This window comes from Curtobacterium sp. MCBD17_019, from assembly GCF_003234555.1.
Lineage (GTDB): Bacteria > Actinomycetota > Actinomycetes > Actinomycetales > Microbacteriaceae > Curtobacterium.
The window spans coordinates 22,615-35,723 of sequence record NZ_QKTT01000001.1; the positions used below are offsets into that span (position 1 = coordinate 22,615).

Consider the following 13,109-nt stretch of genomic DNA (forward strand, 5'->3'; position numbering starts at 1 on the left):
CCTCGCCCGGTTGGATGGATGGATGAGCCGATCCTCCCGTCATCCCCTCGGTGTCACCCTCGTCGAGGATGGTGCCAACGTCGCCGTGTTCTCCGCCACCGCCGACCGCGTCGAGTTCTGCCGGTTCGACGAGGACGGGACCGAGCACCGCACCGAACTCACGAACCGCACCGGGTACGTGTTCCACGACATCGTCCCGGACGTCGCCGTCGGCACCCGGTACGGCGTCCGCGTGCACGGTGCGTGGGACCCGGCGAACGGGCTCCGCCACAACGCCGCGAAGCTCCTGCTCGACCCGTACGCCACCGCGATCGACGGCGACTACGAGTGGGGCCAGGCGCTCTTCGGGCACAAGATGGACGCCCCGGACGAGATCGACGACACCGACTCCGCCAGCGCCATGCCGAAGTGCGTCGTGGCCGATCGGGCGTTCGACTGGGACGACGACGCCCCGCTCCGCACCCCGCTGTCCGACACGATCGTGTACGAGACGCACGTCAAGGGGTTCACGAAGCAGCACCCCGACGTGCCCGAGGAGATCCGGGGCACCTATGCCGGCATGGGGCACCCCGCCGCGATCCAGCACCTCGTCGACCTCGGCGTCACCGCGGTCGAGCTCCTGCCGACCCACCAGTTCGTCCAGGAGGCGACGCTCACCGACAAGGGTCTGCGGAACTACTGGGGCTACAACACCATCGGCTTCCTCGCACCGCACAACGAGTACTCGTCGTCGGGCACCGCCGGGCAGCAGGTGCGCGAGTTCAAGGAGATGGTGAAGGCCCTGCACGCCGCCGGGCTCGAGGTCTTCATGGACGTCGTGTACAACCACACTGCCGAGGGCAACCACATGGGGCCGACCCTGTCGTTCAAGGGCATCGACAACACGTCGTACTACCGGCTCGTCGAGGGCGACGAGGAGCACTACTTCGACACGACCGGCACCGGCAACAGCCTCAACGTGGCCCACCCGGCCGCCCTCGCGCTCATCATGGACTCGCTGCGCTACTGGGTCGAGGAGATGCACGTCGACGGCTTCCGGTTCGACCTCGCGACGACGCTCACCCGCCAGGGCGGCGAAGCCGAGAAGTTCTCCGCGTTCCTCGACATCATCCACCAGGACCCGGTGCTGCGTGAGGTCAAGATGATCGCCGAGCCGTGGGACACCGCCGGGTACCAGGTCGGCGGGTTCCCCGCGGACTGGTCCGAGTGGAACGGGAAGTACCGGGACGACCTGCGCGACTTCTGGCGCGGCACCCCGGGGTCGCTCGGCGCCGCCGTCCAGCGCGTGCTCGGCAGCCCCGACGTCTACGAGGCGTCCCGCCGCTCCCCGCTCTGCAGCGTCGACTTCGTCACGGCGCACGACGGGTTCACGCTCGCCGACCTGACGATGTACGCCGAGAAGCACAACGAGGCCAACGGCGAGGACAACAACGACGGCGAGAGCGACAACCGCTCGTTCAACGGCGGCGTCGAGGGACCGACCGACGACGGCTCGGTGAACGACTACCGGAACCTGCAGCGCCGGAACTTCCTCGGGACGCTGCTGCTGTCGACGGGCGTGCCGATGATCCTCGGGGGCGACGAGGTCGCCCGGAGCCAGGGCGGCAACAACAACGCCTACTGCCAGGACGACGAGATCTCGTGGTACGACTGGGCCGCCGCCGACCGCGAGCTGCAGGCGTTCACCGCCTCGGCGATCGCGTTCCGCAAGGCGCACCCGGCCCTGACCCCCGAGTGGTACCGCGTCGCGCCGGAGCACGGCGTCGAGACCGTGCAGATCCTCCGCGCCGACGGTGAGCCGTTCGGCGACGACGACTGGGAGGACCCGCTCAACATGGCGGTGACGCTGCTGCTCACCGACGGCGAGGACGTCGTCGCGGTGCTGCTCAACGCCTCCGAGACCGTCGTCGAGTTCACGCTGCCGGAGCGCCCGGGCGGCGGCGACTGGTCCCTCGGGCTGTCGAGCGACGCGGAGCAGCAGGTCGAGGAGGGCGCGACGACGCTCCTGGTGCGCGACGCGTCCTTCACCGCGCTCGTCTGAGCACTGCGCGCGGGACCACGGACGGGTGGTCGGGCGTCACGCCCGGCCACCCGTCCGTCGTGCCACCCGCCACACGTCGACGCGGTCCTCGCCCGAACCGAACCGTCGTTCGAGCACGGCCCGTCGCACCGCGGCGTGGACGAGGGGCAGGTGTGCCAGGTCCTCGCGCACGGACACGGTCGTGACCACGTAGTCGACCGTGCGGCCGTCGTCGGTGCGGCCTCGGACCTCCGGATCGCTGTCGAGCTTGTGGAACCACACGACGTCGTCGGGGTCACGGCCGGCGCGCACGAGGTCGAGCCACATGGCGTCGTCGACCACCACGACCGCGTGCCGACCGACGTGGGCGGCGAGCCACCGTTCGGCGGATCGCATCGGACGGTCGGCATCGGCGGTCGTCAGCCAGCGGAGGCCCTGCGTGGCGCTCGGCACCCAGAACGCGCCGACGGCGACCACCGCGAGCACCGTGCCGGCCGCCATGGCACGCGTCAACGACCGGGGGAACCGGCGGTCGTGTCGCAGCCATGGGCGCAGGCCGCCCTCCACGACGAGCGCCACGAGGACGGCACCGAACGGCAGGAGCACGACGACGAACGGGACGGGCAGGTACCCGCCGGGCCGGAGCGCCACGGCGACGTGTCCGAGCACGAGGACGGCGATCGGGCGGAGCCGCTGCCGGGCCGTGGCGAGCACCGCGGCGGCGAGCCCGGCGACGACGAAGGGGGCGTCGAGGGACCACCACGACGCCAGCGTGCGCGCGGTGTCGCTCGTCGCGTCGAGGACGGAACCCCCGGCCTCCCGACCGGCGACCTGGAACCACGCCGACCCCAGGAGGCTCACGTGACCAGCGCCGGGGAGGAGTTCGTCCTTGATGGCGGCCGACACCGGGTACACGGCGACGAGCAGGACGAAGAGCGGCACCGCCACACCGGCGGCGGTGCGGCGGACGGCCGGGTGCCCGCGCTGCGCGGCGACCCACGCCAGGAACGGAACGACGAGCACCGTCGTCTCCTTGGTGAGGACCGCGACCGCGCACGCGGCGGCCGCGCCGGCCCAGGCCGGCAGCTGACGGTGTCGCGCCGTGACCAGGACCGCCGCGAGCAGGACCCACGGCACGGCGAGGTCGTCGAGGTAGACCATCCGGTGGAACGCGACCGCCAGCGGCGAGATCGCGAAGACCGCCGCCGCGACGGTGGCCGCGACCGGGGAGCCGCCGAGGCGTCGGGTCAACAGCCAGGTCAGGACGGTGGCCGCGAGGGTGGCGGTGACCACGGCCTCCCGGCCGGCGAGCACCGCGGACTGGTGCCGTGCCAGCGCACCCGTCGCGCCGAACCACAGGGCGAGTTGCATCCACCCCGCCGGGGGATGGTCGTACCAGTAGGTGTAGTGGGCGAGCGCGCCCGAGTGCAGCGAGGACCAGGCCTGCGCGACGTACGTGCCCTCGTCGTCGGCGCGCTGGGGCGTGCGGCCGAGGCCGACGCACAGTGCCACGATCTCGACCACGAGCACGGGTCCGCACCAGACCACTCCCCGCAGGACCGCGGAGCGGCTGCTCACGCCGGGGCCCGGCCCGGCGTGGGGGCACCGCGCCGCTGACACCGGTGCAGGCCGGTGTGCACCGTCTTCTGCCACGAGTGGTCGCCGCGCACCTCGCGCCACACCGCGACGACGGCCGCGACGGACAGGACGACCTGGAACGGGATCGCCCCGAGCACGAGTCGGACGTGGTCCGCCGGCCGGACCCGACGGCCGAAGGCGCGACCGAACTGGTCGAGCGCGAGGCACTCGACCACGAGCATGAGCGCGGACGGCGCCACGGGCGCGAGCGTCACGAGCGTCACGGGGACCGGGAGGCGCACCGCCAGCGTCTCGACGACGGCCACCGGGACCGACATGCCGATGAGCACCTGCGCGAACGGCATGCCGAGCACGACGCGGGCGAGCGTGCGCCGCCGCCACGACGGGAGGCCCTTCCAGGCGCCGCCACGCAGCACCTGGAGGAACCCCTGGTTCCAGCGCACGCGCTGGCGGAGGAGCCCCCGGAGGTCCGGCGGGGTCTCCTCGCGGGTCGAGTACGTCGGGTCCGTGACGACGTCGATCCGGGCGCCCGCTGCGGAGAGCCGGATGCCGAGCTCGCAGTCCTCGGCGAGGCAGTCGTCCTGCCAGCCGCCGATCCGCTCGAGCACCCGACGGCGGACGAACACGGTGTTCCCCGCGAGGGGCACGACCCCCGCCGCCGCGTGCGCGTGCAGCCGTGACCCGAACCAGAGCGCGTACTCGACCACGTTCCGGACGCGCCACCACGACCGCGCGTGGTTCATCAGCTGCACCCCGCCCTGCACCACGTCCGCGCCCGTCTCCGCGAACCGCGCGTCCACCCGCTCGAGGAGTCGCTCGTGCACGTCGTCCTCGGCGTCGAACACCCCGATGACGCTGCCCGTGGCGACCGCGAGCCCGCGGTTCAGGGCGCGCGGCTTCGTCTTCACCCGCCCCCGGTCGACCACCACGCGGACGTGGTCCGGGTGCCGGGCCGCCGCGGCCTCGGCGATCCGGGCCGTCGCGCGGTCGTCGTGCCCGACGATGACGATCACCTCGAACCGCGGGTGCGTCTGGGCGGCGAGCAGGTCGAGCGTGTCCGCGAGGACCCCCTCCTCGTGCCGGGCCGGCACGAGGAGCGAGAACGACCGCGTGCACGCCCGCGGCGTCCGGTCGAACCGGCTCCGCCCCACCCGCTCCGGTGATGCCTGCGTGTGCAGGGACCACAGGAGCGTGAGGGCCGCGAAGGCCGTCAGGGCCGCGGCGAGGGCGAGGTGCGTGGCGATCGCGGCGGCGAGGAGTGGCGCGTCGAGCACGGGGTCCCTCCACATCACGGGGCGTCGGGGGTCGGCGTCCCGAGACCGCATGGTGTGCGGGTCCGGACGTGTCGAGGACGTCGAACCACACCGATCCGCCCGTCGGCGTCGCTCCTTTACGGCACGCACTCACCCGGGCGGGGATCCGCTGTCACCCGCGGTCCCGTCCGGCCGGATGACCCTGGCGCTCCCAGCGCTGTTCGCTACTGTGTGCTCGACTGGTCATGTCCGCACAGGACCAGCCCCCGGTCGCCGGGCCTCCACTGCGGGCGAGGAGTACGACGCGTGGCACGACGCAGCGACGAGGGTGCGGCACGACGGATCACCGAGAGCGCGATCCCGAAGCACGCGCAGCTCCGGCGGATCCTGCTCGAACTCGTGACCGAGCGACTGCAGCCGGGCGCCGCCATCCCCTCGGAGCGGCAGCTCATCACCGAGTACGGCGTGAGCCGCATCACCGTGCGCGAGGCCCTCGGCCAACTCGTCAACGAGGGCTACCTGACGCGTGTCCGCGGCAAGGGCACGTTCGTCGCGCACCGACCCGTGCAGTCGACGCTCCACCTCGCCTCGTTCACCGAGGAGATGCGTGCGCTCGGACACACGCCGACCACGGTCGTGCTCGTCCGGGAGGAACGGGTCGCGCCCGCGGACACCGCGGCCGCCCTGCACCTCGAGTCCGACGACGTCGCCGTCCACCTGAAGCGCCTGCGGCTCGCCGATGGCGTCCCCGTGTCGATCGACGACGCCTGGTTCTCGCGCGCCGCGTACCCGGGGCTCCTGGAGCACGACCTCAGCGGCTCGGTGTACTCGCTGGTGGCCGATCGGTACGGGCTGCCGATCGTCCGCGCGGTGCAGACGGTCGCGGCGGACCCGGCGAGCGACGACGTGGCGACACTCCTCGGCACGCGGACCGGGGCGCCCGTGCTCGTGTTCGACCGCGTGTCGTTCGCCGAGCCGGGCCCGGTGGAGCACACCCGGAGCTGGTACCGGAGCGACCGGTACCGGGTCCAGATGGAGGTCTCGGCCGAGGCACCGCGGACGATCGCGCTGATCTAGATCGTGTAGAGCGTCGCGCCCTCGGGCACGGAGCTGCCCACGGCGTCCTGGGGGACCGAGTCGGGCGTCGAACCGAGGACGACGACCGGGCACACCGGGGCGTAGCCGGCCGCCACGATCGCCGCCGGGTCGAACCGCACGACGGGGTCACCGGCCGCGACGGTGTCCCCCTCGGCGGCGAGGAGCTCGAACCCCGCACCGCCGAGCTTGACCGTGTCGATGCCGACGTGCACGAGGACGTCCGTGCCCTCGGCGCCCTCGATCGCGAACGCGTGCGGGTGGAGCTTGACGATCGTGCCCGCCACGGGCGCCACCGCCGTCACGGACCGGGCGTGCTCGTCCGGGCGCACGGCGACGCCCGCCCCGACGAGCTGGCCCGCGAACACCGGATCCGGCACGTCGGCGAGCCCGACGACCGGTCCGGCGAACGGCGTGCGGACGTCCGTCACAGGATGTCCTCGATGTCCTGCGCCAGGTTGTCGGCCTCGGGGCCGACGATCACCTGCACGCCGGTGCCCATGGCGACGACGGCGATCGCACCCGCCTGCTTGAGCGCGGCCTCGTCGACGAGCGACGGGTCGACCACCTCGGTGCGGAGGCGCGTGATGCAGCCCTCGACCTCCTCGATGTTGTCGGCGCCGCCGAGTGCTGCCACGATCGCTTCTGCCTTCGACATGGGTCCTCCTCCAGGGGATGAACTGCGGTCTCGACGGGGCCGGGACCGGGTTGTTGACACGGACCACGCTGATGTGGAGACTACAGCGAACTGGTCATGACCGGACAGGACCGGCACTGTTCTCGAACAGTACCGACGCGGGATCCGGGCATCAACCACCCATGCTCCACCCGATGACGAGAGGATCCACCATGACCACGGCCGAAGCCGTCCCGGTGTCCACCCCACCGGCCAAGAAGCCCAGTCGCGCGTTCGCCAACCTGCAGCGGCTCGGCCGGAGCCTCATGCTCCCGATCGCGGTGCTCCCGGCCGCCGGCATCCTGCTCCGCCTCGGGCAGGCCGACCTGCTCGGCGCCATCCCCGGCTTCGGGCAGTGGGCCGCGGTCATCTCCGCTGCCGGCAACGGCGTCTTCACGTGGCTGCCGCTCATCTTCGCCGTCGGCATCGCGATCGGTTGGGCCAAGAAGTCCGACGGGTCGACCGCCCTCGCCGCGGTCGTCGGCTACATGGTGCTCTCGAGCGTGTTCACCGCGATGTCGCCCATCGTGCTGGGCACCCACAAGAACGCCGCCGGCACCGTGCCCACCATCAACTACGGGGTCCTCGGCGGCATCGTGATGGGGCTCGTGTCCGCGGTGCTCTGGCAGCGGTTCCACCGGACGAAGCTGCCCGACTTCATCGGGTTCTTCTCCGGCCGACGCCTGGTCCCGATCCTCAGCGCGTTCGCCGGGCTGTTCATCGGCGTGGCGATGGCGTTCCTCTACATCCCGTTCGACGCCGTGATCACCTGGATCGGCAACGCGGTCGCGTCCAACTCAGTCGTCGGCGGTGGGATCTACGGCGCGGCGAACCGCCTGCTCATCCCGACGGGCCTCCACCAGATCCTCAACTCGGTCGTCTGGTTCATCATCGGCGACTACCACGGCGCGCACGGCGACCTCAACCGCTTCTTCGCGGGCGACCCGCACGCCGGCATCTTCATGACCGGGTTCTTCCCGATCATGATGTTCGGTCTCCCGGGCGCGGCCCTGGCGATCTGGCGTCACGCGAAGCCGCAGAACCGCAAGGTCGTCGGCGGCATCATGCTCTCGGCCGCGCTCACCTCGTTCGTCACGGGCATCACCGAGCCGCTCGAGTACTCCTTCATGTTCGTGGCCTGGCCGCTCTACGTCGTGCACGCGGTCCTGACCGGCACGTCGCTCGCACTCGTCAACGCGCTCGGGATCCACGACGGCTTCACGTTCTCCGCGGGCGCGATCGACTACGTGCTCAACTTCGGCAAGGCGCAGGGCGCGATCTGGCTCATCCCGATCGGCATCGCCTACGGCGTCATCTACTACTTCGTCTTCAGCTTCGTCATCAAACGCTGGAACCTCCGGACCCCGGGGCGCGAGGACGACGCGGCGGCCGAGTCGGTCGAGGCGGCCACCACGCCCTGACATGGCGCGACGGACGGGAGGCGCGGTGCCGGTCGGTACCGCGCCTCCCGTCCGTGGTTTTGACGATCATTCTCAACAGGTCTAGCGTCGAGGGGCGGCAGCGCACGGATGCTCGCCGCGAGGAAGGACCGCCGTGACCCCGCGCGCACCCCACGAGGACGAGCAGGACGCCGTCCTGTCCCTGCGTGGCGCCGGGCTCGCGTACGGGTCACGGCACCTCTGGCACGACCTCGACCTCGACGTCCGGCCGGGGGAGTTCCTCGCGGTCCTCGGACCGAACGGCGCCGGCAAGACGAGCCTGCTGCGCACCGTGCTCGGGCAGCAGACGCTCACGACCGGCTCGATCCGGTTCCTCGGCGAACCCGTCACCCGCGGACACCGGCGCATCGGGTACGTCCCCCAGCAGCGGCTCATGGAGTCGGGCACGCCGCTGCGGACCCGGGACCTGGTGGCGCTCGGGGTGACCGGGCACCGGTGGGGCCTCCGCCCGGCCCGCGCGGCGGAACGCGCCCGCATCGACGCGATCCTCGACGAGGTCGGCGCCGCCGCGTTCGCCGACGCCCCGGTCGCCGAGCTGTCCGGCGGCGAGCAGCAGCGCGCCCGGGTCGGCCAGGCGATCGCCGCGGATCCCGCGCTCCTGCTCTGCGACGAACCCCTCATCTCGCTGGATCTCCGGCACCAGCGCGAGGTGACCGCGCTCATCGACCGGCAGCGTCGCCAGTGGGACGCCGCCGTGCTGTTCGTGACGCACGACGTCAACCCGATCCTCGACGTCGTCGACCGCGTGCTCTACATCGCGCGCGGCCGCTTCCGGATCGGCGCGCCCGACGAGGTCCTCCGCGCCGACGTCCTGTCCGACCTGTACGGCACGCCGGTCGACGTCGTCCGGACCATGGGGCGGATCGTCATCGTCGGTTCGAACGACCCGCACGACCACCTCGGTGAGCACCACCACCACGAGGGCGATCACGACCTCCGGATCGCCGACGACGCGACGGAAGGACCGGCGCGCCGATGATCCTCGCCACCGACCTGCACCAGCTGCTCTCGACCGTGTTCTCGTTCCAGGACTTCGGCGCGCTGCTCGGCCTCGTGCGGAACTCGATCCTCGCCGGCGCGGTACTCGGGATCGTCGGGGGGCTCATCGGGCCGTTCGTCGTGGCCCGCAACCTGCCGTTCGCCGTGCACGGCATCAGCGAGCTGTCGTTCGCCGGGGCGTCCGCCGCACTGCTCATGGGCGTCGACGTCGTCGCGGGGTCGCTCGTCGGGTCCGTGCTCGCCGCGGTCGTCATCGGCCTGCTCGGATCCCGGGCCCGCGAGCGCAACTCGATCATCGCGGTGCTCATGCCGTTCGGCCTCGGCCTCGGGATCCTGTGCCTCGCGCTGTACCGGGGCCGCGCGGCGAACAAGTTCGGGCTGCTCACCGGGCAGATCGTGGCCGTCGACGACCCCCAGCTCGGCATCCTGCTCGTCGTCGCGGCGATCGTCGTCGTGACGCTCCTCGTCATCTGGCGACCGTTGCACTTCGCCAGCGTCGACCCCGACGTGGCCGCGGCCGCGGGACTGCCGGTCCGGACCCTCGCCCTCCTGTTCATGCTCGTCCTCGGGCTGGCGACCGCGGTGTCCGTGCAGGTCGTCGGGGCCCTGCTCGTGCTCTCGCTGCTCGTCACCCCCGCCGCGGCGGCCCTCCGCGTGACCGTGCACCCCGTGCTCGTGCCCGTCCTGTCGATGGTGTTCGCGGTGACGAGTGTCGTCGGCGGCATCCTGCTCGCCCTCGGCGGAGGCCTGCCGATCAGCCCGTACGTGACCACGATCTCGTTCGCCATCTGGGTCGTCTGTCGGATCGTCGGTGGTCGGCGGGACGCTCGGGGGCGGGACCGCATCGCCCGCCGAGCGGCACGCGAGGACCCAGTGACCACGACGACCCCAGCGGAGGTGGGCGCATGACCCCGACGGACGCGACGGACGCGACGGACGCGACGGACGCGACGGACGCGACGGACGCGACGAACGCCCTGCCCGCGGCGGACACCGCCGACGCGACCCCGCACAAGCGCACGACCCGGCAGCGCGGGGCGGTGCGCGAGGCCCTCGACGCCACCGAGGGCTTCGTGAGCGCCCAGGGTCTGCACGCCCGGCTCCGCGACACCGGGTCGACGATCGGCCTCGCGACCGTCTACCGCGCGCTCGGCGGTCTGGCCGACGAGGGCGCCGCGGACGTCCTGCAGCAGGACGGCGAGACCCTGTACCGCGCCTGCACGCCGGGCACGCACCACCACCACCTCATCTGCCGCACGTGCGGCACCACCGTCGAGATCGAGGCGGACGAGGTCGAGTCGTGGGCGCAGCGCGTCGCCGCGGAGCACGGGTTCACCCGCGCGAACCACGTCGTCGACGTGTTCGGCGAGTGCGCGTCCTGCAGCGCGCGGCGCTGACACGGGGCGGCGCACCGCACCACGGGTCGGCCGGGAGGCACCGCGCGTGCCCGGCACACGCCCTCCCCGTCCGTCCCGGGTCGGCGTTAGGCTGCGGCGCATGTACGTGATCCTGGTGCCGGGGATGTGGCTCGACGCGAGCGCGTGGGACGACGTCGCCCCGGTCCTCCGCGCCGCCGGGCACGAGGTCGAGGCCGTGACGCTCCCCGGGATGCACCCGGGCGACGACCCCGCGTCGGTCGGGTTCGAGGACCAGGTCCAGGCCGTCGTGGACCGCGTCGACGCGGCGAGCCGCACGACCTCGGGTGCCGAGTCGATCGCCCTCGTCGGGCACTCGGCCTCGGGCGCCGTGGTCGGCGTCGCGGTCGACCGCCGGGCGGCGCGGATCCGTGCCGCGGTGTACGTCGACGCGATCCCGTTCCCCGAGGGCGACTGGGACAACGACGAGTTCCCGGTGGTCGACGGCGTCGTGCCGTTCCCGGAGCGCTCGGCGTTCGGCGAGGCCATGGTCCGGGACACCACCGACGAGCAGTGGGCGGCGCTGCAGGCGCGGGCGATCCCCGTGCCCGCGGGGGCGACCCGACAGCACTTCCGGCTGACGGACGAGGCACGCCGCCGGGTCCCGACGACGGTCATCACGAGCGAGATGAGCCCGGACGAGCTCACCGCGGGGATCACGGCGCACGCGGACTGGGCGACCGAGCTCGCGGCGACCGAGGACCTCCGCATCGTCGGCCTCGACACCGGGCACTGGGCGATGTCCACCCGGCCGGCGGAGCTCGGGGCGCTCATCGTCGAGGCGCTCGCGCCGCGGCCGACGCAGGGGGTCTGACCCCGCGTTCGCCGGCGCGGCATTCGCCGGCCCTGCGCTCGCCCGGCCCGGTGCCCACCTGCCCTGCGCCCGGCCGGACCGGTCCCGACCCGGACCCGCGTAGCCTCCCGGCCATGGACGTGAGCACGCTGACCACGTGGGCCGGCGCGACCGACTACGACCTGGCGCGCCAGGTACTGCAGCGTGGTGTCGCGGCGGTCTACGCCATCGCGTTCCTGTCCACGCTCGCGCAGTTCCCGGCGTTGCTCGGTGAGCACGGCCTCCTGCCCGTGCCCCGGTACATGCGGCTCCGGTACGCGCAGCAGCAGCCGATCGTGTGGCGGTGGATCCCGTACACCGACCGGCGGCTGCGGATGCTCGCGGGAGCGGGCGTCGTGCTCGCGCTGTCGGTCGTCGCCGGGTTGCCGCAGCTCGGGCCCGCCTGGGTGCCCGCGGTCGTGTTCCTGCTCATGTGGCTCGGGTACATGTCGATCGTCGACGTCGGCCAGACGTTCTACGGCTTCGGATGGGAGTCGTTGCTCCTCGAGGCCGGGTTCACGGTCGCGTTCCTCGGCTCGGACGACGTCGCCCCGTCGGTGATCGTCCTGTTCGCGATCCGCTGGCTCGTGTTCCGGCTCGAGTTCGGCGCGGGGATGATCAAGATGCGGGGCGACGCGTCGTGGCGGGACCTGACCGCGCTGTACTACCACCACGAGACGCAGCCGATGCCGAACCCGATGAGCCGCACCGCGCACCTGCTGCCGAAGCCCGTGCACCGGTTCGAGACGCTCGGCAGTCACGTCGTGCAGCTCGTCGTGCCGTTCTTCCTGTTCGCACCCCAGCCGGTCGCGAGCATCGCCGCGGCGCTCGTCGTCATCACGCAGCTCTGGCTCGTGGTGAGCGGCAACTTCGCGTGGCTCAACGTCCTCACGATGCTGCTGGCGTTCGCCGCCATCGACGACCGGGCGTTCGGTGCGGTGATCCCCGCAGTGGACGCTGCCGCAGGGCCGACCGCGACGCCCATGTGGTTCGTCGTGCTCACCGTGCTCGTCGGGCTGCTCCTGCTCTGGCTGTCGTGGCCGCCCGCGAAGAACCTGGTGTCGAAGCGCCAGCTCATGAACGCGAGCTTCAACCGCTGGCACCTCGTCAACGCGTACGGCGCGTTCGGCAGCGTGACGCAGCAGCGGTCCGAGGTCATCGTCGAGGGCACGGAGGCCGAGGTCCCGCAGGAGGGCGACTGGGTCCCGTACGAGTTCAAGGGGAAACCGGGGGACCCGCGCCGGCGCCCGCGGCAGTTCGCGCCCTACCACCTGCGGCTCGACTGGCTCATGTGGTTCCTGGCGCTCGGCGCCGACGACGGCTGGTTCCGGGTGTTCGTCGTGCGCCTGCTCGAGGCGGACCGGCCGACGCTCCGCCTGCTCCGGGTGGACCCCTTCGACGGGCGGCGTCCCCGGTGGATCCGTGCGCGGATGTTCCTGTACCGGTTCGCGACGCGTGAGGAGCGCCGTGCGACGGGCGTGTACTGGGTGCGGCAGGAGCAGTTCACCCTCGTGCGGCCGACGGGGATGGCGCCCCAGCGCGAGCGGTGACCCCGGGTGCGGTCCGGCCCCGCCGCCGGCCCCGGTCGGGCCTCGGCTCCGCCGGCCCCGGCTCACGAGCGTGCAAGACGGGCCGCTCACGTTCCTCCCGTACGGCGAGTCGTGCTCTCTCGGCGGACGCGAGCGGGGCGTCGTGCTCTCTCGGCGCGGGAGCGAGCGGGGCGTCGTGCTCTCTCGGCGCGGGAGCGAGCGGTGGCCGCG

General features: G+C 72.5%; 12 protein-coding genes. 8 read left to right on the forward strand and 4 right to left on the reverse strand.

The features are described from left to right. The first annotated feature begins 22 nt into the window (after positions 1-22). Positions 23-2,041 carry a glycogen debranching protein GlgX gene (gene glgX / locus DEI82_RS00100; RefSeq protein WP_111035412.1) on the forward strand — a complete coding sequence of 673 codons (2,019 nt, stop codon included), beginning with the start codon at positions 23-25 and terminating at the stop codon, positions 2,039-2,041. A 36-nt stretch (positions 2,042-2,077) separates the two neighbouring features. Here glgX and DEI82_RS00105 read toward each other — a convergent pair whose 3' ends face one another. Both DEI82_RS00105 and DEI82_RS00110 read right to left on the reverse strand, forming a co-directional pair. Further along, the gene (locus DEI82_RS00105; protein WP_146242777.1) at positions 2,078-3,598 is read right to left on the reverse strand and encodes a glycosyltransferase family 39 protein; all 1,521 of its coding nucleotides are present in this window, start codon (positions 3,596-3,598) and stop codon (positions 2,078-2,080) included. Beyond that, a complete protein-coding gene (locus DEI82_RS00110; protein WP_220037209.1) occupies positions 3,595-4,893 on the reverse strand; it encodes a glycosyltransferase family 2 protein in 1,299 nt (432 codons plus the stop codon). The genes DEI82_RS00105 and DEI82_RS00110 overlap by 4 nt, the downstream gene beginning before the upstream one ends. 285 nt (positions 4,894-5,178) lie before the next feature. Between DEI82_RS00110 and DEI82_RS00115 the strand changes: the two genes are divergently transcribed. Then, positions 5,179-5,949, forward strand: coding sequence for a GntR family transcriptional regulator (locus DEI82_RS00115; protein WP_258368534.1), 771 nt, complete (start codon positions 5,179-5,181; stop codon positions 5,947-5,949). On the opposite strand, the gene DEI82_RS00120 is transcribed toward DEI82_RS00115, so the two are convergent. Further along, on the reverse strand, positions 5,946-6,398 hold the full coding sequence (locus DEI82_RS00120) for a PTS glucose transporter subunit IIA (RefSeq protein ID WP_111035415.1): 453 nt from the start codon (positions 6,396-6,398) through the stop codon (positions 5,946-5,948). The genes DEI82_RS00115 and DEI82_RS00120 overlap by 4 nt on opposite strands. Continuing rightward, positions 6,395-6,853 (reverse strand): glucose PTS transporter subunit EIIB, encoded by a 459-nt coding sequence (locus tag DEI82_RS16640; protein WP_375334600.1) that lies wholly within the window; start codon positions 6,851-6,853, stop codon positions 6,395-6,397. The genes DEI82_RS00120 and DEI82_RS16640 overlap by 4 nt, the downstream gene beginning before the upstream one ends. Between DEI82_RS16640 and DEI82_RS00130 the strand changes: the two genes are divergently transcribed. The 6 genes from DEI82_RS00130 (at position 6,817) to DEI82_RS00155 (ending at position 12,899) form a co-directional block, all read left to right on the forward strand. Next, complete coding sequence (locus DEI82_RS00130) at positions 6,817-8,064, forward strand: PTS transporter subunit EIIC (protein WP_111009723.1); 1,248 nt, start codon at positions 6,817-6,819, stop codon at positions 8,062-8,064. The two genes, DEI82_RS16640 and DEI82_RS00130, sit on opposite strands and share 37 nt — an antisense overlap. 133 nt (positions 8,065-8,197) lie before the next feature. Further along, positions 8,198-9,082 (forward strand): metal ABC transporter ATP-binding protein, encoded by an 885-nt coding sequence (locus DEI82_RS00135; RefSeq protein WP_111035416.1) that lies wholly within the window; start codon positions 8,198-8,200, stop codon positions 9,080-9,082. Next, positions 9,079-10,011 carry a metal ABC transporter permease gene (locus DEI82_RS00140; RefSeq protein WP_111009721.1) on the forward strand — a complete coding sequence of 311 codons (933 nt, stop codon included), beginning with the start codon at positions 9,079-9,081 and terminating at the stop codon, positions 10,009-10,011. The genes DEI82_RS00135 and DEI82_RS00140 overlap by 4 nt, the downstream gene beginning before the upstream one ends. Then, on the forward strand, positions 10,008-10,499 hold the full coding sequence (locus DEI82_RS00145) for a Fur family transcriptional regulator (protein ID WP_111035417.1): 492 nt from the start codon (positions 10,008-10,010) through the stop codon (positions 10,497-10,499). Before DEI82_RS00140 ends, DEI82_RS00145 begins: the two co-directional genes overlap by 4 nt. Before the next feature lie 100 nt (positions 10,500-10,599). Next, complete coding sequence (locus tag DEI82_RS00150) at positions 10,600-11,331, forward strand: alpha/beta hydrolase (protein WP_111035418.1); 732 nt, start codon at positions 10,600-10,602, stop codon at positions 11,329-11,331. 113 nt (positions 11,332-11,444) lie between these two features. Next, a complete protein-coding gene (locus DEI82_RS00155) occupies positions 11,445-12,899 on the forward strand; it encodes a lipase maturation factor family protein (protein ID WP_111035419.1) in 1,455 nt (484 codons plus the stop codon). Positions 12,900-13,109 lie beyond the last annotated feature (210 nt).

What these genes read in the sequence shown, in the direction of transcription:
- DEI82_RS00130 (WP_111009723.1), top strand. Translation starts at nt 6,817, where the DNA reads ATGACCACGGCCGAAGCCGTCCCGGTGTCCACCCCACCGGCCAAGAAG.
- DEI82_RS00150 (WP_111035418.1), top strand. Translation starts at nt 10,600, where the DNA reads ATGTACGTGATCCTGGTGCCGGGGATGTGGCTCGACGCGAGCGCGTGG.
- DEI82_RS00140 (WP_111009721.1), top strand. Translation starts at nt 9,079, where the DNA reads ATGATCCTCGCCACCGACCTGCACCAGCTGCTCTCGACCGTGTTCTCG.
- DEI82_RS00155 (WP_111035419.1), top strand. Translation starts at nt 11,445, where the DNA reads ATGGACGTGAGCACGCTGACCACGTGGGCCGGCGCGACCGACTACGAC.
- DEI82_RS00145 (WP_111035417.1), top strand. Translation starts at nt 10,008, where the DNA reads ATGACCCCGACGGACGCGACGGACGCGACGGACGCGACGGACGCGACG.
- glgX (WP_111035412.1), top strand. Translation starts at nt 23, where the DNA reads ATGAGCCGATCCTCCCGTCATCCCCTCGGTGTCACCCTCGTCGAGGAT.